The following is a 19,966-nucleotide window of genomic DNA, read 5'->3' on the forward strand; positions in this document are numbered from 1 at the left end:
ACATTAGAATTCTTGTCCTAAGATAAAGTGGAATTGACTTCCGCCATATTGTTTAGAACCAAATACTTTATCGAAACCGTAACCCCAGTCGATACCCATCATACCAATCATCGGCAAGAAGATACGAACACCGACACCGGCAGAACGTTTCAACTCGAACGGATTGAACTTCTTGATATCATGCCATGCGTTACCTGCTTCAAGGAAACCTAACACATAAATGTTAGTACTTGTTTCCAGCATCAACGGATATCTTAATTCGATGCCGAGACGTGCATAAGCATAACCTTCAGAACCGTATGGGGTCAATGAGCTGTTTTCGTAACCACGCAGAGCGATACTTTCCGTAGCATAGGTTGAATAACCGGTCATACCGTCACCACCTACGTCGAATGTACCGAACGGTGATTTCTTGTATTCGTTATAGTGACCCAGCAAACCGAACTCTGTACGTGTCATCAATACAAGGCACTTAGGATGAGCAACCGGATCCATCAACGGAGTATATGTTTTTCCTTTGAATTTCCATTTGTGGTATTCTACCCATCTGTGAAGTTTATTCATGTTGTCTTGGGTAATGGTACCGTCTGATCTGTAATATCCTTTATAGTCTTTGCCATCCATCAACGAATACGGTGGAGTGAACTGAACTGACAATGAGAAATCGGAACCCGTACGCGGGAAGATAGGATTGTCAATTGAGTTACGTGCCAAAGTCAATGAGATGCTGAGGTCATTACATTTACCGTTGGTTACCGGGAAATATTGCCAGTCGCTCAGGTTATAGCGTTGGTAAGCTAACTCAGCAGAGAGTGTGAAATAGTCATCCGGCCATTTCAGACGTTTACCCCAACCTGCTGAAAGTCCCCACATCTTGATAGATTTATCAGGGTCATAATAGTTTTCGTAGTTGTTGTAGTTGCCATAGTTGTACATGCCATAACCACCGTAACCGCTATACATACTATTGTAATAGTTGTTGAAGTAGCTGGAATTATAGTAACGGCTACTAATATCAGTCTGTACAGAGAAGAATGCCGATAAAGAGAATGAGTTCGGGCGTTTTCCTCCAAACCAGGGATCGAAGAATGAAATACTGTATGACTGATAGTATTTAGCATTCGTCTGTCCACTGATAGTCAATGTCTGTCCGTCACCTTGCGGCAGGATACCACGGTAGTTTTCACCCGGATGCAGCAAGTTGGCAACAGAGAAGTTGGTGAACTTCAGACTCAACTTACCGATAATACCGGTTTGTCCCCAACCAGCAGAGAATTCCACCTGGTCGTTTGCTTTGGATGTCAACGGTAAGCCTATGTCAACAGTTCCGTTCATCGGATCCGGTTGAATGTCCGGTTGCAGTTTTTCAGGGTCAAAGTGTCCCATCTGCTGGATTTCACGCAAAGAACGCATCAAGTCTTCCTTGCTGAACAGCTGTCCCGGACGAATACGAAGTTCACGACGAACAACGTTTTCATACAAACGGTCGTTACCGCTGATGTTGATCTTATTGATAGTAGCCTGACGGCCTTCATAGATTCTCATTTCGAGGTCGATAGAGTCACCGACAATATTTACTTCCACAGGGTCGAGGTTGTAGAACAGATAACCGTTGTTATAGTACAAGTTACCGATAGCATCATCATCCGTTGAAGTACGTTCACCTAGTAACTTTTGGTTATATACATCTCCCTTCTTCATGCGAAGTAAATAGTTCAACTGTTCGGAAGGATAAAGGGTGTTACCTACCCAGGTTACATTGCGGAGATAATATTTCTGGCCTTCATCTATGTTCAGATATACATTAACTGTCTTTTCATCGTACTGTGCGATACTATCCTTTGCGATCATGGCATCACGGTATCCCAACTCATTATACTTGTCGATGATAAGTTGCTTATCTGCTTCGTAGTTTTCAGGTACGAATTTCTTTGTACGGAACAAGTTGCGAAGTTTACCTTTCTCATTGGTTTTCTTCATAACCCGTTTCAGCTTGGAAGCTTTGATGGCGGAGTTACCAACGATTTCGATAGCGTGAACTTTGATTTTTTCCTTTTTATCAATGTCAATGTCGACAATTACCTGATTCTCGCTGGAAGGATCGTCTTTCTGTGAGATAATAACTTCTGCATTCTTAAATCCTTTATCGTCGAAGTAGCGTTTAATCAATGTCTTGGCGCGGTCTACGGTATTCGGGGTAATCTGCATACCTTTTACCATACCTAATTTGCCTTCCAAATCAGTACGCTCGGACTTCTTGACACCGTGATAACGTACGTCAGAGATACGTGGACGCTGTGTCAGGCTGATCTTTAACCAGATTTTGTTACCTTCCACTTTCTCGGCTGTGATTTGTACGTTTGAGAACAAACCATGACGCCAATAACGTTTGATTGCTCCGGTGATTTCGTCACCCGGCACAGTGATTGTTTGTCCTACCGATAGTCCTGATAGTCCAATCAATACATAGTCTTCGTAATTCTTCACGCCTTCGACCTTAATGTCCGCTATCTCATACTTTTTGGGTGTTCCAGAGTATAAGATGACAGGTTTCGAGTCTTCATCAGTATTGGCATTTTGCGCAATACCTGTTGTCACAAAGCAACACAGGCAGATAAACGTTATGAATAGATAGGAAATACGATAATGCATTTATGTTATAATTTGATGTTTCGAGTTATGTTAGCTGATTTGTTCACTGGTTTTGCCGAAGCGGCGCTCCCGTTGCTGATATTCGTAAATGGCTTTATAGAATTCTTCTTTATCGAAATCCGGCCAAAAGGTATCACAAAAATAAAGTTCCGAATAAGCACATTGCCATAGCAGGTAGTTACTTAGTCGGATTTCTCCTCCCGTACGGATTAATAAATCAGGGTCGGGCATAAATTTTGTTTCCAAATGAGATGCGATGCATTCATCTGTTATTTGTTCGGGAGATAGTTCTCCCTTTTTAATCTGTGTCGCTATTTGGCGGACAGCTTCAGTTATTTCCCAACGGGAAGAGTAACTAAGAGCCAATACCAGGCACATACCTGTATTCCCAGCCGTACGTTCTATGCATGATGATAAACTTTTCTGAACTTCGTCCGGTAATTTCTTGAAATCACCTATAATCTTGAAGCGAATATCGTTTTTCATCAGTGTCTCCTCTTCAATAGAATCTAGCAATAGATTCATCAGAGCCGCTATTTCGTCTTGCGGTCGATTCCAGTTCTCGGTAGAGAAGGTGTATAAAGTCAGATACTTCACTCCCAAGCGGGCTGCGTCTTCGATAATTCTCTGTACCGTTTCTGCGCCTGCACGGTGACCGTAAGTACGTTCTTCCCCTCGTTGCTTTGCCCATCGTCCGTTACCATCCATGATGATGGCTACGTGTTGGGGTATCCGAGTTTTGTCTATTTGTTCTATATAGGACATCTTCTTGTTTTAAACGTATACGTTTTATTATTGACCAGCGTGTTGCGGATCCAAGTCAAACCATAGTTGATTCAGACGGGTACGCCACACTTCTGAGTCGTGTCTGTATGGACCTCTGTCTTTGGGTTCTGTAGCCCGGGTTTCTTCTTCTTTTTCTACTTCTTCAGTAAAAGTAATACCTTCTTCTCTACTGAATAAAATGTAGATGAATTTTTCAACTTTATCTTGTACTACAGAATAATTTTTCCTTCCTCTGAATTCGGGGTTTTCCTTGGTTGATTCAGTGATATTAGATTCGCTCCAATCATGATTTAGGAAAGCGACTTTTTTATTTGCTTTTTTCCAAGCGACTCCTTCATTGTTAGAAACATAAATTGATTCTAATTTTTCTCCGAAAATATAAAAAAGGTCATTGTAATAGATAATATTTGGATTGACGAATGCCGGACAATATGCTATTGCAGTAGTTGCTCCTAATTCTGCCCAAGTAGTACCGTCGTATCCCCATGTAACGGTTACAGGAACCTTTTTATTATTAATATCAATCTCTATTGCCGGTTCATGTTTTCCCACAATGATATTTTGATGTTTTTTTCCTTTGCTAAAGGTTGTATAAGATATATTGTCTACAGGGAATCTTTTGTCTACTTTTTCAATCTCTGTTTCTGTAAAATCGGATTCCATCATTGAATAGAAATATCGTTCTTCACCCTTTGTTTTTATATAGGTAATCTTGGTGCCATTTTCTATTGGCAGTTTAGATATGAATGTGTTTACTTCACCCGAGAATTTGGTTGAAACCGCCCAGGCTATACCATCTGTTGATTCATATACTTTATTATTAGCTGTTGCTAATATAATCTCTGTTAAAGGGATAATAGAATTGGGCAGTACATCTGTCAAACCTTCTGTATTAACTCCATTTGCAGCCCAATTTGACAAACTGTTGCTTTGATATACTTTCAAATTATCTCCAACTTTGGAGTAGGTGAAGTATTTATCGTTAAATTCAATCGTTTTCTGTTCATTTGTGATTTCATCCTGCATAGTTCCTGCATAATCCCATCTCAACGAATCTGGATCATGCTTATGTACTCGTACAGTAATAGTATATTTCTTAACTTGGTCAGGGGATATACCCGCTAAGGCTTCTGTTGACCATACTTTAATTTCTAAAGGATTACGAAGATCTATAGAATCACTCATGTTGATAATAGAATCTTGATCGTTCCGATCCTTCATGGTGATGACTCCAGAAGCAGTAGTCATAGTTTTGATTAGAATCTTATCAATAATAGTATCAGCATGAACGGGGAGAGAATCCTCATTATAAATAAGACCTTTTTGCTGATCAATAGTAAATTTATAGTTCCCAAGGCCTGCTGTGTCAAGTGCAAATGCATGTATAGTCGCATCCGGGCTATATTCGATGTTATTATCGTCATCAAGACATGACGTTATAACAAATGACACCATGAAAAAACTCGCAATGAATGATAAAAACTTTATTCTCATTTGAAAGATTGTGTTTATTTACAAGTTGCAAAAATAGAAACATTTTTTCCGATAAAGAACAATACCGGCAAGTTTTATATAAAATTATAGATAATAACACTGATTTTATCGACGTAAAACTCCCTGAACAGGACTATTTTAGCTAATCTTGATGAACGTAATGCCAAATCTGTCTTTCGAAGTGTTCTTCTAGCGAGTAACTAAAATTATCGCTTATTTCAGGTGCTTTAACACCGGAATATAACTTGCTGGGGCACTTCTCTATAAATACTTCATCCCATAGGTCATTATCAATGAAAGATTGCAGCAACTGACTCCCGCCTTCGACCAACAATGATTGTATCTTTCGCTGATATAGTTCTTCCATAATCTGTATCAGTGGATTATGGCTGAAATCAATAGTGATATAGGTGATGTTTCTTTTTTCAGAATGCTCCTTTTCTGTAAAGATTAATGTCGGAATATCTCCCTCGAATATTTGTAAATCGTTTGGAAGGGATAAGTTACGGTCTAAAACGATACGTATCGGATTATGCCCATACCAATTGCGTACTGTTAGTGACGGGTTATCCAGTAAGGCTGTTCGTCGGCCTACCATGATAGCATCGGCTTCTGCTCTTTTCTTATGTACTAACATGGACGAGAGAGGAGAGGAGAGTATCGCTGGTTTTCCGTTAGTACGCTCTATGTCAATGAAATGATCGGCTGATTCTGCCCATTTCAATGTAATGAAAGGGCGATGGAGTGTATTGAAAGTAATAAAGCGACGAATCAAATGCTGGCATTCTTTTTCCAATACGCCAACTATTACTTCTCGACCGGCATCCCTCAACTTTTGAATACCTCGTCCGGCTACCTTTGAAAAAGGGTCTTGACATCCAATGACAATCCGCGGAATCTGTTTCTCAATAATCAAATCGGCACAAGGTGGAGTTTTTCCATAATGTGAGCAAGGCTCCAGACTTACATAGATCGTGGAACGTTTCAATAAAGATTCATCTTTGACGGAACGGATGGCATTGACTTCGGCATGTGCCTCTCCACAACGAATATGGTAGCCTTCGCCGATAATACGCCCATCACATACGATAACAGCCCCTACCATCGGATTGGGAGCAACATTGCATAACCCGTTCCCGGCGAGCTCAATGCAGCGTCTCATGTATTTTTCTTCTTCCATTTTGGTGCTCTTCGCTATATTATTCTTACTTTTGCACTCCGAAATTGTAAATATATGAATCGTATCACCAATTACATCCGCCAGTCCTTGCAGGATATTTATCCGCCGGAAGAGGTCAAAGCCCTTACAATGTTGATCTGCTGCGACATGTTATGTTTGGATGCGCTTGATATTTACCTCGGCAAAGATATGATTTTATCCGAATGCAAAGAGCGTGAATTAGAAAACATTATATTCCGTTTGCAGAAAAATGAGCCGATACAGTACATTCGTGGTTTTGCGGAGTTTGATGGAAGAAGATTTAAAGTAGCTCCCGGTGTATTGATTCCACGTCCTGAAACGGTGGAATTGGTAGACTTGGTGGCTCAGGAGAATGCGAATGCCTGTCGCTTATTAGATATAGGTACGGGAAGCGGATGCATTGCAATTTCTTTGGATAAGAAACTACCGGATGCAGAAGTGGAAGCTTGGGACATTTCGGAAGATGCGTTGGCAATTGCCCGTGAGAATAATAAGGTATTGGCAGCAGATGTCACGTTTCTGCAAAGAGATGTTTTATCCAACGATTGGGAGAAAACGCCTTCTTTTGATGTAATTGTCAGTAACCCGCCTTATGTGACTGAAGCGGAAAAGAAGGAAATGGATGCCAACGTGCTTGATTGGGAACCGGAACTTGCTTTATTCGTTCCTGATGATGACCCGTTGCGGTTCTATCGCAGGATTGCTGATTTAGGACGTGAATTACTTTTGCCGGGTGGCAAACTTTATGTTGAAATAAACCAGGCTTATGGCCGGGAAACAGCACACATACTTGAAATGAACCAATATCATGATGTTCGTGTTATAAGAGACATATTTGGAAAAGATAGAATAGTTACAGCTAACCGATGAGTGCACAATTAACAGATGAAGAGGCTTTAAATCGCGTAGCCTCTTATTGCTCCACTGCCGAGCATTGCCGGGCAGAAATAAATGAGAAGTTACAACGTTGGGGAATTGCCTATGATACCATTGCGCGTATTCTTGACCGACTGGAAACGGAGAAGTTTATCGATGATGAACGTTTCTGCAGGGCTTTCGTGAAAGATAAGTTCCGATTTTCCAAATGGGGAAAGATGAAAATAGCCCAGGGACTTTATATGAAGCGGATTCCTTCTGATGTAGCATGGCGTTATCTGAATGAGATCGATGATGAAGAATATCTCTCCATTCTGCGTGATCTTCTGGCTTCCAAGCGGAAAAGTATTCATGCACAGGATGAGTATGAACTGAACGGAAAACTGATGCGATTTGCCATGAGCCGCGGATTTGAACTGAAAGATATCAAGCGTTGTATCGACATTCCCGATGAAGAGGAACAAATTGACTGAAAAAATAAACGGATTCTTCTTTTTATTCTCGTTCAATTTCTGTACTTTTGCGGCAAATAATTAATAGTTAGTTTAGTTATGAAAAACTTAGAGAGACTATTTGCGGAGAAACTGTTGAAGATTAAGGCTATTAAACTTCAACCCGCTAACCCTTTCACATGGGCTTCTGGATGGAAATCCCCCTTTTACTGTGATAACCGTAAAACTCTGTCCTATCCTTCTCTTCGTAATTTTGTGAAGATTGAAATTACACGTCTGATATTGGAACGATTCGGACAGGTGGATGCGATTGCAGGTGTGGCGACTGGTGCTATCCCGCAGGGAGCTTTGGTGGCTGATGCATTGAATTTACCGTTCGTGTATGTTCGTTCTACCCCGAAAGACCATGGATTGGAAAACTTGATCGAAGGTGAGCTTCGTCCGGGTATGAAAGTTGTTGTTGTAGAAGATTTGATTTCTACGGGTGGTAGTAGTTTGAAGGCTGTAGAGGCAATTCGTCGTGATGGTTGCGAAGTGATTGGTATGGTTGCGGCTTATACTTATGGATTCCCGGTTGCTGAAGAAGCATTTAAGAATGCCAAAGTAACGTTGGTGACATTGACTAATTACGAAGCTGTGCTTGATGTGGCTCTTCGTACAGGTTACATTGAAGAAGAAGACATACAAACTTTGAACGAATGGCGTAAAGACCCCGCTCATTGGGATGCTGGAAAATAAGGACTTTGTTTTAATCAAACATATTTGTAAAAAGAACTATTCGGACATGAATTGGCCGGGTTGTTCTTTTTTTGTTTTATACTAAAAGAAAATTATGAGTAATTTTGAAAGCAGTGTTAAGGTAATACCTTATAGCCAGGAACGCGTATATAATAAACTTTCAGATTTGAGTAATCTGGAAGCAATCAAAGATCGCTTACCGCAAGATAAGGTGCAGGATTTGAGCTTTGATTCGGATACATTGAGCTTTAGTGTTTCGCCTATTGGGCAACTTACACTGCAAATTGTTGAACGTGAACCATCTAAATGTATAAAGTTGGCAACAACTAACTCTCCGATCCCTTTTAATATGTGGATTCAGCTGGTCGCAACAGGAGAGGAAGAATGTAAGGTGAAGGTAACTATCGGAATGGATATTAATCCATTTATGAAAGCGATGGTGCAGAAGCCGCTTCAGGAAGGTCTGGAAAAGATGGTTGAAATGTTGGCAGTTGTTAATTATTAAACCTGACATTATTAAGAAAACTTATGGCACAGAAACTTTGGGAGAAATCCGTACAGGTGAATAAAGATATCGAACGTTTTACGGTTGGTCGTGACCGCGAGATGGATCTTTATCTGGCTAAGCACGATGTGCTTGGTTCTATGGCTCACATTACGATGCTCGAAAGCATTGGCTTGTTGACAAAGGAAGAACTGGAACAGTTGCTGGCTGAATTGAAGAATATTTATGCTTCGGCTGAAAAAGGTGAATTTGTAATAGAAGATGGGGTGGAAGATGTACATTCTCAAGTGGAATTGATGTTGACCCGTCGTTTGGGAGATATAGGAAAGAAAATACATAGCGGCCGTTCGCGAAATGATCAAGTATTGCTGGACTTGAAACTTTTTACTCGTACACAAATTAAAGAAATAGCCGAAGCTGTTGAACAACTCTTCCATGTGTTGGCTCGTCAAAGTGAACGATATAAAAATGTGTTGATGCCGGGATATACCCATTTGCAGATTGCTATGCCTTCTTCTTTCGGATTATGGTTTGGCGCTTATGCCGAAAGTCTGGTAGATGATATGCTGTTTTTGCAGGCTGCATTCAAAATGTGTAACCGCAATCCATTGGGATCTGCTGCTGGCTATGGCTCATCATTCCCGTTGAACCGTACGATGACGACAGAGTTACTCGGTTTCGATTCTATGAACTACAATGTAGTGTATGCACAAATGGGACGTGGAAAGCTAGAACGCAATGTTGCCTTTGCATTGGCTACAATTGCCGGAACTATTTCCAAACTGGCTTTTGATGCCTGTATGTTCAATAGCCAGAACTTTGGTTTCGTGAAACTGCCGGACGAATGTACTACGGGGTCTAGCATCATGCCCCATAAGAAGAATCCGGATGTATTTGAACTCACACGTGCCAAATGCAATAAACTGCAATCACTTCCTCAACAAATAATGATGATTGCCAATAATCTGCCTTCCGGTTATTTCCGTGATTTGCAGATTATCAAAGAAGTTTTCCTTCCGGCTTTCCAGGAATTAAAAGACTGCTTGCAGATGACAACCTATATCATGAATGAGATCAAAGTAAATGAGCATATTCTCGATGATGATAAATATCTGCTTATTTTTAGTGTAGAAGAGGTGAATCGTTTGGCATGTGAAGGTATGCCTTTCCGTGATGCATATAAAAAGGTAGGTTTGGATATTGAAGCTGGTAAATTCTCTCATAGTAAAGAAGTACATCATACCCATGAAGGAAGTATCGGCAACCTTTGTAATGTGGAGATTTCCGCTCTGATGCAACAAGTAGTTGACGGATTTAACTTCTGTGAAATGGAGAAGGCGGAAAAAACGCTGCTTGGAAGATAAAATGAACTTTCGAAGGATAGTTTTTAAACTTTCCTTCGAAAAGATTTGGCAGAAACAAGTAAACTACTTATCTTTGCACCCGTTGAAAAAACGCGGAAATAGCTCAGTTGGTAGAGCATAACCTTGCCAAGGTTAGGGTCGCGAGTTCGAGTCTCGTTTTCCGCTCTTTCTTTGAAAGGATGCTCGAATGGTGGAATGGTAGACACGAAGGACTTAAAATCCTTTGGCCATTGCGGCTGTGCGGGTTCAAGTCCCGCTTCGAGTACGAGTATTCTTTATAAGGCTTTATGAATCATGGATTCATGAAGCCTTTTTATTTTTTATGGGTGTGTTATTTACATTTGATTTATTTTTTGAAGCCTGTATTATAGCTGCTTGGAAAAAAATAAACTTAATTTAAGTGCCAATATTTTTTTATTGTGTTATTAATCTTTTATTTTGCTTTTAGATTATGACTTGAAATGTAATATTATATTAAGGATTCATTCCTTTATCCATATATTGGAGTATTTGATTTTACTGTTAACACTGAAAATACTAGAGAGATGGAAAATAACGACAAGCAGATCGAATTAAAATTTCAGAAGTTTTTTACTGAGAACTTTCCAAAAGTAAAGAACTTTGCTCAAATGCTGCTTAAATCAGAGATTGAAGCAGAAGATGTAGCTCAAGATGTTTTCTGTAAGCTCTGGTTACAACCTGAAATCTGGCTGGATAATGACAAAGAGTTGGATAATTATATTTTTATAATGACTCGGAATATAGTTCTGAATATTTTTAAACATCAACAAATAGAACAGGAATATCAGGATGAAGTTATTGAAAAAACATTTCTTTATGAATTGACTGAAAAAGAAGAAATTTTGAATAATGTGTATTATAAGGAGATGCTGATGATTGTTCAGTTGACCTTGGAGAAAATGCCGAAGCGTCGGAAATTAATATTCGAACTTAGCCGTTTTAGAGGATTAAGTCATAAAGAAATAGCTGATAAGCTCGACGTTTCTATCCGTACAATAGAACATCAGGTCTATTTGGCATTGATAGAATTGAAGAAGATACTTCTCTTATTTATTTTTTTTCTCAAATATTTTTAAGTAGTCTGTGCGCAGTAGTTGTATTTAGTATATAAAGCCAAAAAAAGAAAGAAAAAGATTCATGAAAAATTATATTCAACAACTCGTAGAATTATTCGGGCATAATGATTATTCAGCCGGTACACGAAAGAAAGTGCAACAATGGTTGGCTGATGAAGAGCATGTTGATGAAAAGAGTGAGGCACTCCGTATGCTTTGGAGGCAAGCTGGGGAACAAGAAGTTCCTGATGGGATGCAGCAATCAATACGAAAAATGCAGCAGAATGTAGGAATACAACCTGCTACTTCCAATAGAAAAAGTTATCAGTTACTTATATGGAGAGCAGCAGCTATTCTTTTGTTAGCAGTGTCGTCTGTTTCTGTTTATCTGATATTGGAAAAAGATAGCCCGGTGAAAGATTTGGTAGAATGCTATATACCAACGGCAGAAATTCATGAACTTACGCTGCCTGATGGCACACATGTTATGCTGAACTCAAAAAGTACCTTATTATACCCGGAACAGTTTACAGGAGAAACCAGGAGTGTATATTTAATTGGAGAGGCTAATTTTAAAGTGAAACCGGATAAAAAGCACCCTTTTATTGTAAAAGCGAACGATTATCAAGTCACAGCCTTAGGAACTGAATTTAATGTAAATGCTTATCCGGAAAGTAATGAGCTAATTGCCACCTTGCTGGAAGGTAGTGTGAAAGTAGAATTCAATAATTTGATATCTAATGTTATTTTAAAGCCTAATGAACAATTAATATATAACAAGCATACTAAAGAACACAATCTGCGATTGCCTGAAATTGATGATGTGACAGCATGGCAACGCGGGGAATTGATCTTTAGTAATATGCATTTGGAGGATATATTTACAAATCTTGAGCGAAAATTTCCTTATGCCTTTGTATATAGCCTTCATAGTATGAAGAAAAATACCTATAGTTTCCGTTTCCAAAAACAAGCAAATCTTGAGGAAGTAATGGAGATTGTATCACAGGTAGTGGGAGATGTTGACTATGTTATTAAAGGAAATAAATGTTATGTAACGAATAAAAAATAAACCTATTGTAAAACCTATTTAAATTAAAATACTATGTGAAAAAGTATCCGGAAGGAATGCCCGTTCCCTCCGGATGTGAAATCAGTTCTCCTTAATATTAGCGTGTATGGACGCTATTCTGAATGATCCTAGAATAATTAACCAATTAACTAATACTAAAGATGCTACAAATCTACGAAAAAATAGCAGAACAAATAGCTCAAAAGCGAGGCTTTCTCACTTTTTTAAGTCTATTATTACTAACATCTACCCTTGCTTTTGCTCAAAGTGGTAATAAAATTACTATCCAGCAGAAGAATATCACTGTTATTGACGCTTTGAAAACTGTAGAAAAACAGTCGAAAATGTCTATAAATTATAGTGATTCCGAATTGAAAGGAAAAGAAATTGCAAATCTTAATTTGCAAAATGTACCGGTGTCGACAGCACTGGATGCAATCTTAAAAGGAACAGGCTTCGCCTATCAAATTCAAGGTAATTATATTATAATTACAGAAAAGAAACCTGTAGTTACACAAGCTGTAAAAGATATCAAAGGAAAGGTTATTGACGAGAATGGCGAACCGTTGATTGGGGTAAATGTAACTGTCGATGGCAGTTCTACAGGTACAATCACAGATTTTGATGGGAAATTTGCCATAAAAGCAGCGGACAATTCCAAATTGAAAGTATCTTATATAGGATATACCACGCAAATGATTACTGTATCGAAGAAAGATTTTTATCCAATTACCATGAAGCAGGATGCTGAAGTCCTGGATGAAGTTGTTGTTACGGCACTGGGTATCAAGCGTGCTGAAAAGGCTTTATCCTATAATGTACAGCAGATTAAGGGAGATGAACTGACTACTGTGAAAGACGCGAACTTTGTAAATTCTTTGAATGGTAAGATAGCTGGTGTAACTATTAATAAAAGTGCTACAGGTGTCGGAGGTGCAGCTCGTGTTGTAATGCGTGGTGCAAAATCTATCGAAGGGGATAACAATGCTCTATATGTGGTAGATGGTATTCCTTTGTTCAATACCAATATGGGCAACACAGACAGTGGTATTATGGGGGAAGGAAAGGCTGGTACAGAAGGTATCGCTGACTTTAATCCTGAGGATATTGAAAGTATTTCTGTATTGAGTGGTCCATCAGCTGCTGCTCTTTATGGTAGTAGTGCTGCTAATGGTGTTATCTTGGTTACAACCAAGAAAGGTAAAGAAGGAAAACTTTCCGTACAGTTCTCTTCTTCTTCAGAATTCAGTAAGGCTTATATGACACCTGAATTTCAGAATACTTATGGAAATAAAAAGGATTCTTACGAAAGTTGGGGTGAAAAGCTACCTACTCCGTCGAACTATGATCCGAAAGATGATTTTTTTAATACCGGTACAAATTTCATCAACTCGGTGACGTTGACTACAGGTACGGAGAAAAACCAGACTTTTGCTTCGTTCTCTTCTACAAACTCTAAAGGTATCGTTCCAAATAACAGCTACAATCGTTTGAACTTAACTATCCGGAATACGTCGACTTTCCTTAATGATAAGTTACAACTCGACTTGGGTGCATCGTATATTAAACAGGACGATACAAATATGGTTTCGCAGGGACTATACTGGAATCCAATTGTGGCTGCTTATCTCTTCCCGAGGGGTGAAAACTTTGGAGATATTAAGACTTTCGAACGTTTTGATGACAGCCGTAAGTTTCCGGTACAGTACTGGCCGGTTTCAGATGCGACTTATGCTTCACAAAACCCTTATTGGACGGCCAACCGTAATGTATCGACCAATGAGAAAAGCCGTTATATGTTCAATGTGGGGTTGACTTATAAGATTACCGACTGGATGAATATCGCAGCCCGTTACCGTATGGACGACACGTATGTATTGTTTGAACGTAAGATTTATGCTTCTTCCGATCAAGTCTTTGCCGAAGGTAAGAAGGGACACTATGAATATATCAATTATAACGATCGTCAGGAATATGCTGATGCAATGTTGAATATCAACAAGAATATTCAGGATTTCAGCATCTCTGCCAATTTAGGGTGGAACTATTCCAATTACTGGCTATTGCAAAGAGGATATAAAGGAACGTTGCTGGGTGTTCCCAACAAGTTTGCTACTTCAAACATTGACCCGTCGAATGGCCGTATTTCAGAAAAGGGAGGTGACAGTCGCGTACGTAATCATGCCATTTTCGGCAATGTGGAACTAGGTTGGAGAAGCATGCTTTATCTTACCTTGACGGGACGAAACGATTGGAACTCAAGATTGGTCAACACTGATGAGAAATCATTTTTTTATCCTTCTGTCGGGCTTTCTGCAATCATTTCTGAGATGGTAAAACTTCCCGATTTTCTTTCTTATCTGAAAGTACGCGGTTCATATACCGAAGTAGGTGCTCCGGTATCACGTTCGGGATTGACTCCGGGAACAATTACTACTCCTATTATAGGTGGTAATTTAAATCCTACGGGTATCTATCCTTTTTCAGACTTCAAAGCCGAGCGTACCAAGTCGTATGAATTTGGTGTGAGCCTGCGTCTGTGGAGTAAATTTAATGCGGAAGTGACTTATTATAAGTCGAACACTTATAACCAGACTTTCTTGGGAAACTTGCCGGAATCTACAGGTTATAAATCTATCTATCTGCAAGCAGGTAATGTGGAGAACAGAGGTTGGGAGGCATCATTCGGTTATAGTGACCATTTCAAAAATGGACTCTCTGTTTCTTCTACGCTGACTTTTTCGAAAAATACCAACGAGATCAAAGAAATGGTAGAGAACTATCATACTGACTTGATGGAAACTCCTATCAATATTCCACAAGTACTGAAAGATAACGGACGTACTATTCTGAAAGAAGGCGGAAGTATTCACGACATTTATGCTACTCGCTTTTTCAAGAAAGACAGCCAGGGTTATGTATCTGTAAGTAGTGACGGGAAGTATGAAATGGAGGATGGTGATCCGGTATACTTAGGCAAGACTGCTCCCGACTTTAATATGGGGTGGAACAACACTATTTCTTATAAAGGATTTGGACTCGGCTTCTTGATTAACGGACGTTTTGGTGGGGTTGTAACATCATCTACAGAAGCTATCCTCGACCGCTTTGGAGTATCCCAACGTACAGCTGAAGCGCGTGATTTGGGAGGTGCACTGTTCCCGGGACAAGCACGGGTGGATGCTAAAACATACTACCAAATGATTGGTACAGGTAACTATCAGACTTCGGGCTACTACACATATAGCGCAACCAACGTGCGTTTGCAGGAGCTCACATTCAGCTACACTATGCCTAACAAATGGTTTGGTAATGTATTGAGAGATGTAACTCTCTCATTTATCGCAAACAATCCATGGATGTTATATTGTAAAGCTCCGTTCGACCCAGAACTGACTCCGTCTACATCAACTTATGGACAAGGAAATGATTACTTTATGCGGCCGAGCGTACGTAGTTTCGGTTTCGGAGTGAAATTTAAACTTTAACAGACTCATTATATTATGAAAAAAATATATCAATATAAACTTTTTGCTGCTGCTTTTGCCATTTTGGCACTAGCATCGTGCAATTATGAAGAGATTAATACCAATCCATTCGAGATGACTGATGAAGAGGGTACTATGGATGGTATTGCTATGGGAGGACTTGTCACAGCAATGCAAAAGTCTGTATTTCCTACAGGAACGCAGGCTGACGATACAGATCCGGTTAACGCATATCAGATTGCCTATAACCTGTCAGCTGATGCTTGGAGTGGTTTTATTGGAATAAACAATACATTTCAAGGTGGAAACTGCCACTTGAATTATGTGATAGTTGATAGTTGGGTTGCGGCAACCTTTTCCAATTCTTATACTAACTTGCTTGATCCCTGGAAGAAACTGACAGCTTCTGCTAAGGAAAACGATACTCCTGAGGTCGCAGCTTTGGCGCAGATTTTGAAAATCTCAGGATGGCATAAGGTGCTGGAGAGCTTTGGTCCGATTCCTTATACAGCTGCCGGAAAGGAAACTATAAATGTTCCTTTTGACTCGGAGGAAACAGTTTATACGGAAATGCTGAAAGATTTGGCAAAAGCAGTAGAAGAATTGACTCCGAAAGCAGTTAGCGGTGTGAAGGTGATGGCTGATTATGACTTGGTGTATGAAGGTGATGCCACCAAATGGGTGAAATATGCCAATTCACTGATGCTTCGCTTGGCTATGCGTCTTCGTTCTGTTAAGCCTGAACTGGCAAAAGAGTACGTCAAACTGGCGGTAAATCATTCCATTGGCGTAATGACGGAAGCTGGTGATGCGGCTGGTGCTGGTGCAGGAGCGGGAATCGTTCTTCGGAATCCGATGTTTTGGATAGCAGATAACTACAATGACGCACGTGTAGGTACCTCTATACTTGCTTATTTGATGGGATATGAAGACCCTCGTCTGAGCGCATATTGCCAGCCTGCTAATAGTTCTTGTACGGTTGCAGTAACAGCATTTGATGGTAAGAAATATCAGGCTGTCCCTCTTGGTCATTCTAATACCCGGTCGGATGCATCGAGCACGGAGTATGATAGTTATTACTATTATTCCAAGCCAAACATCAAGGGAGATACACCACTGAACTGGATGCGTGCTTCCGAAGTCTACTTCCTGCGGGCCGAAGCTGCTTTATATTGGGGAACGGAATATGGAAAAGGAGAACCTGAAGCACTCTATAAACAGGGGATAGAAACTTCATTTCAGGAAAATGGCGTGACAGGATCGGTAGACAACTACGTGAGTTCCGGCAAAAAGCCTGCTGCAAATAAAGTTTCTAGTAATAAATTTGGTTTTGACTTTGCAGCTCCTACCCAAGCTACTGCCAAGTTTGAGGGAACACAAGAGCAAAAATTGGAGAAGATTATCACCCAGAAGTATATTGCTCTTTATCCTAATGGACAGGAAGCGTGGACAGAATTCAGGCGGACCGGATATCCCAAGTTGAACCCCATTGTGGCGAATGGTAATCACAATTCCGGCCAGATAAATGAAAGTAGGGGCATGCGTCGTATGGCTTATCCTGTCAGTTTTAATGGAACAGACCAGTCTCAGGAAATTTATCAAGATGCTGTACGAAAATTGGGTGGAGCAGATAATGCTGGTACTGACCTTTGGTGGGCTAAGAAAAACTGATAACACCGGACGGACTTTTTCCGTACGGGAAACTTAAACTAAAACAATATCTTAATACATAAATAAATATGAAAACATTAAGAAAACTATTATATCTCTTTTCTCTGACAGGCTTGATGGTAACAACTTCCTGTACAGAGGTGGAGAACATGGAAGTGGAGCATATCGGAGGTTATAATACGATGGGCGATAGTGAATATTTTGCCAACCTGCGTGCCTACAAGGCAACAGCTTGGAACTACGGACGCCCCGTAGCTTTCGGATGGTTTTCCAATTGGTCGCCTGCCGGAGCCTATCGAAAAGGATATCTGACTTCTATGCCGGATAGTATGGACTTCGTTTCTATGTGGAGTGGTACTCCCGGACGCTACGAGATTACTCCCGAGCAAAAAGCGGATAAAGAGTTTGTACAAAAAGTGAAAGGTACGAAGTTGCTGCAAGTGAGTTTACTTTCGTATCTTGGTAAAGGAGCAACGCCGGGGTCTGTTTATCTCGAAGTAGAAAAGCAAGCGGAAGATGAGGGCTGGAGTGAGTCAAAATTGGATGAGGCGAGAAAACAGGCTCGTTGGAAGTTTTGGGGATTCGAAGGTCAGTTTGGCAGTGACAATCATTATGAATGTTTGGGCAAGTTTGCCAAAGCTCTTTGCGATTCTTTGTACGCAAACGAATGGGATGGCTATGACGTTGACTGGGAAATTGGAAGCGGTGTGTTTGATATGGATGGAACATTGAGTAGCAATGAACATCTGATTCACTTGGTTAAGGAGATGAATAATTACATTGGTCCGAAGAGCGATCCTGAAGGTAAGGGGCACAAGATGATTTGTATCGATGGTGGCATCGGTGGTCTTACTCGTGAGTTAGATGAGTATGTTGATTATTGGATTATTCAGAGTTATAATTCCTCTCATCCTAATCTTGAAGGTTACGGTGTTGACCCCAAGAAAATCATCTGTACGGCAGATTTCGAATTGTATGCCGCTGAAGGTGGTCGCCCCGGTGGTAAATTGCTAGAACAAGCTGCTCATATGCCGTCAAAAAGTTTTAAAGGTGGAATAGGGGCATATCGTTTTGAGAAAGACTATGATAATGCTCCTGATTACAAATATATGCGTCAAGCCATTCAGATAAACCAACAGGTCTTTAATGAATGGAAAGATAAACAAAATGAGGCAGAAAACAAGCCTGAATAAGAATAGGTAGATTTGTAAATTAGTAAAACTGAAGAATTATGAATAAACATATATTCAATTATTTAATATTGGGAAGCATAGCATTATTGGCGGGCGCTTGCAACGACAGTGAGAGTAAACTGCTGGAACCTAAAGTCTATTTCGAAAGTCGAGAGTTCAACCTTCCGATGGAAGACGAAAGTGATGTGTTGAATTTTAGCTTGACTTCAAGGTTGTCTACTATGACTTCTTCACCGGTGGATGTATCGTATACAATAGCCGATGCTAGTGTGGTAGATGAATATAATGCGAAATATGGAACTACATACGAGATGTTCGACCCATCGAATGTGAAACTGAGTAATACGACAGCAAGTATCCCCAGTGGAAAATTGTATGCGGATAATGTAACGGTAGAACTTTCCAGCTTGAGTACGCTGAAAGAAGGAAAATCCTATGTTGTGCCGGTGCGTGTACATTCAAATTCCGTACCTACACTCTCAGGAACTAGTATTGCGTATTATTTTCTTTCTAAACCTATAAAGATTACCAAGGTTGGTAGATTTAGTTATTCGTACATTTCTGTGAAATACCCTGTAGGGACTTATTTTTCATCGTTTACTTACGAAACATTGATCTATGTTAACAGCTTCTCTAATAATAATACGATTATGGGAACTGAGGGTGTGGTGATATTGCGTTTAGGTGATGCGCCAGGTGTTCCTAGAGATGTTTTGGAAGTAGCAGGTAAGCAGGGTTATCAAACAAAGGAAGCGTTGAAAGCAGGGCGTTGGTATCATGTAGCTTTGACTTATGATCAACCTTCGGGCAAAACTGCTATTTATGTCAATGGCTCGAAATGGGCTGAGTCCAACTGGAATCTTGCCGGCTTCGACCCGAATTCAGATGTTGGTTTTAATATCGGTATGCTTCCGGGCTTCCAGTGGGGAACACGTCCGTTGAACGGCAAAATGAGTGAAATCCGTGTTTGGAGTGTAGCCCGTACTGAAAATCAGCTTAAGCAGAATATGTTGGGCGTTGATCCGGCATCGGAGGGTTTGGAACTTTATTATAAACTGGATGGTTCGGAAACACAAGAAGGCGGAGCTATAAAAGATGCTACCGGTCGTATGAGTGGTACAACTAGTGGAATCAGAATTGAGACACTGGATACTCCGATAGCTATCAATTAATGGGTATAAAATAACAATTAAACTTGAATAAACTAGGATTAGTTTTTTAGGTAAGAATGAACGGGAAACCTGCGAATCAAGCTAAATACTTGTTCGCAGGTTTTTCTATTTTCATTTCAACTATATGTTTATATCATTATATCAAAGAGATTCCGCCTAGTTCTTCGAATTGGTCTAAAAAAGAACAAGATTGTCCGATACAGGAATAGAAAGTCTCAAACTCGAA

At 40.0% G+C, this 19,966-nt stretch carries 15 protein-coding genes and 2 tRNA genes; 13 read left to right on the forward strand and 4 right to left on the reverse strand.

What is annotated here, in order from left to right; genetic code table 11:
- Positions 1-3 precede the first annotated feature (3 nt).
- From HC965_RS17325 to ribD, 4 genes are all read right to left on the reverse strand, one after another.
- On the reverse strand, positions 4-2,652 hold the full coding sequence (locus HC965_RS17325; protein ID WP_191032635.1) for an outer membrane protein assembly factor: 2,649 nt from the start codon (positions 2,650-2,652) through the stop codon (positions 4-6).
- A gap of 30 nt (positions 2,653-2,682) precedes the next feature.
- Positions 2,683-3,417, reverse strand: coding sequence for an isoprenyl transferase (locus HC965_RS17330; protein WP_191032636.1), 735 nt, complete (start codon positions 3,415-3,417; stop codon positions 2,683-2,685).
- A gap of 27 nt (positions 3,418-3,444) precedes the next feature.
- Positions 3,445-4,932, reverse strand: coding sequence for a DUF6242 domain-containing protein (locus HC965_RS17335; RefSeq protein WP_191032637.1), 1,488 nt, complete (start codon positions 4,930-4,932; stop codon positions 3,445-3,447).
- Between the two features lie 142 nt (positions 4,933-5,074).
- Positions 5,075-6,112 (reverse strand): bifunctional diaminohydroxyphosphoribosylaminopyrimidine deaminase/5-amino-6-(5-phosphoribosylamino)uracil reductase RibD, encoded by a 1,038-nt coding sequence (gene ribD, locus HC965_RS17340; RefSeq protein ID WP_191032638.1) that lies wholly within the window; start codon positions 6,110-6,112, stop codon positions 5,075-5,077.
- A gap of 54 nt (positions 6,113-6,166) precedes the next feature.
- Between ribD and prmC the strand changes: the two genes are divergently transcribed.
- The 13 genes from prmC to HC965_RS17405 all read left to right on the forward strand — a co-directional run bounded on the left by prmC (position 6,167) and on the right by HC965_RS17405 (position 19,740).
- Entirely contained in the window at positions 6,167-7,003 is an 837-nt protein-coding gene (gene prmC, locus HC965_RS17345; protein WP_191032639.1) for a peptide chain release factor N(5)-glutamine methyltransferase, read from the forward strand.
- Complete coding sequence (locus HC965_RS17350; RefSeq protein WP_191032640.1) at positions 7,000-7,482, forward strand: regulatory protein RecX; 483 nt, start codon at positions 7,000-7,002, stop codon at positions 7,480-7,482. The genes prmC and HC965_RS17350 overlap by 4 nt, the downstream gene beginning before the upstream one ends.
- A 78-nt stretch (positions 7,483-7,560) precedes the next feature.
- On the forward strand, positions 7,561-8,199 hold the full coding sequence (gene pyrE / locus HC965_RS17355) for an orotate phosphoribosyltransferase (RefSeq protein WP_004299787.1): 639 nt from the start codon (positions 7,561-7,563) through the stop codon (positions 8,197-8,199).
- Positions 8,200-8,293: 94 nt separating this feature from the next.
- Positions 8,294-8,704, forward strand: coding sequence for an SRPBCC family protein (locus tag HC965_RS17360; RefSeq protein WP_191032641.1), 411 nt, complete (start codon positions 8,294-8,296; stop codon positions 8,702-8,704).
- 23 nt (positions 8,705-8,727) lie between these two features.
- Complete coding sequence (gene argH, locus HC965_RS17365; RefSeq protein WP_191032642.1) at positions 8,728-10,068, forward strand: argininosuccinate lyase; 1,341 nt, start codon at positions 8,728-8,730, stop codon at positions 10,066-10,068.
- 92 nt (positions 10,069-10,160) lie between these two features.
- A tRNA-Gly gene (locus tag HC965_RS17370) sits at positions 10,161-10,233 on the forward strand.
- A 16-nt stretch (positions 10,234-10,249) separates the two neighbouring features.
- A tRNA-Leu gene (locus HC965_RS17375) sits at positions 10,250-10,333 on the forward strand.
- 280 nt (positions 10,334-10,613) lie between these two features.
- Positions 10,614-11,165: an RNA polymerase sigma-70 factor gene (locus HC965_RS17380; RefSeq protein ID WP_191032643.1), complete on the forward strand. Its 552-nt coding sequence runs from the start codon at positions 10,614-10,616 to the stop codon at positions 11,163-11,165.
- Positions 11,166-11,226: 61 nt separating this feature from the next.
- Complete coding sequence (locus tag HC965_RS17385; RefSeq protein ID WP_191032644.1) at positions 11,227-12,216, forward strand: FecR family protein; 990 nt, start codon at positions 11,227-11,229, stop codon at positions 12,214-12,216.
- A gap of 161 nt (positions 12,217-12,377) precedes the next feature.
- Complete coding sequence (locus tag HC965_RS17390) at positions 12,378-15,704, forward strand: TonB-dependent receptor (protein ID WP_191032645.1); 3,327 nt, start codon at positions 12,378-12,380, stop codon at positions 15,702-15,704.
- A gap of 15 nt (positions 15,705-15,719) precedes the next feature.
- Positions 15,720-17,375, forward strand: a complete 1,656-nt coding sequence (locus tag HC965_RS17395; protein WP_191032646.1) for a SusD/RagB family nutrient-binding outer membrane lipoprotein — start codon at positions 15,720-15,722, stop codon at positions 17,373-17,375.
- Between the two features lie 68 nt (positions 17,376-17,443).
- Positions 17,444-18,568: a glycoside hydrolase family 18 gene (locus HC965_RS17400; RefSeq protein ID WP_191032647.1), complete on the forward strand. Its 1,125-nt coding sequence runs from the start codon at positions 17,444-17,446 to the stop codon at positions 18,566-18,568.
- Positions 18,569-18,603: 35 nt separating this feature from the next.
- Entirely contained in the window at positions 18,604-19,740 is a 1,137-nt protein-coding gene (locus HC965_RS17405; protein WP_191032681.1) for a DUF1735 and LamG domain-containing protein, read from the forward strand.
- Positions 19,741-19,966: the final 226 nt, after the last annotated feature.

Source organism: Bacteroides sp. GM023, assembly GCF_014750685.1.
In the GTDB taxonomy this organism is placed as follows: Bacteria; Bacteroidota; Bacteroidia; order Bacteroidales; family Bacteroidaceae; genus Bacteroides.

What these genes read in the sequence shown, in the direction of transcription:
- HC965_RS17360 (WP_191032641.1), top strand. Translation starts at nt 8,294, where the DNA reads ATGAGTAATTTTGAAAGCAGTGTTAAGGTAATACCTTATAGCCAGGAA.
- HC965_RS17380 (WP_191032643.1), top strand. Translation starts at nt 10,614, where the DNA reads ATGGAAAATAACGACAAGCAGATCGAATTAAAATTTCAGAAGTTTTTT.
- HC965_RS17325 (WP_191032635.1), bottom strand. Translation starts at nt 2,652, where the DNA reads ATGCATTATCGTATTTCCTATCTATTCATAACGTTTATCTGCCTGTGT.
- HC965_RS17335 (WP_191032637.1), bottom strand. Translation starts at nt 4,932, where the DNA reads ATGAGAATAAAGTTTTTATCATTCATTGCGAGTTTTTTCATGGTGTCA.
- prmC (WP_191032639.1), top strand. Translation starts at nt 6,167, where the DNA reads ATGAATCGTATCACCAATTACATCCGCCAGTCCTTGCAGGATATTTAT.
- ribD (WP_191032638.1), bottom strand. Translation starts at nt 6,112, where the DNA reads ATGGAAGAAGAAAAATACATGAGACGCTGCATTGAGCTCGCCGGGAAC.
- HC965_RS17385 (WP_191032644.1), top strand. Translation starts at nt 11,227, where the DNA reads ATGAAAAATTATATTCAACAACTCGTAGAATTATTCGGGCATAATGAT.
- pyrE (WP_004299787.1), top strand. Translation starts at nt 7,561, where the DNA reads ATGAAAAACTTAGAGAGACTATTTGCGGAGAAACTGTTGAAGATTAAG.
- HC965_RS17395 (WP_191032646.1), top strand. Translation starts at nt 15,720, where the DNA reads ATGAAAAAAATATATCAATATAAACTTTTTGCTGCTGCTTTTGCCATT.
- HC965_RS17390 (WP_191032645.1), top strand. Translation starts at nt 12,378, where the DNA reads ATGCTACAAATCTACGAAAAAATAGCAGAACAAATAGCTCAAAAGCGA.
- argH (WP_191032642.1), top strand. Translation starts at nt 8,728, where the DNA reads ATGGCACAGAAACTTTGGGAGAAATCCGTACAGGTGAATAAAGATATC.
- HC965_RS17400 (WP_191032647.1), top strand. Translation starts at nt 17,444, where the DNA reads ATGAAAACATTAAGAAAACTATTATATCTCTTTTCTCTGACAGGCTTG.
- HC965_RS17330 (WP_191032636.1), bottom strand. Translation starts at nt 3,417, where the DNA reads ATGTCCTATATAGAACAAATAGACAAAACTCGGATACCCCAACACGTA.
- HC965_RS17350 (WP_191032640.1), top strand. Translation starts at nt 7,000, where the DNA reads ATGAGTGCACAATTAACAGATGAAGAGGCTTTAAATCGCGTAGCCTCT.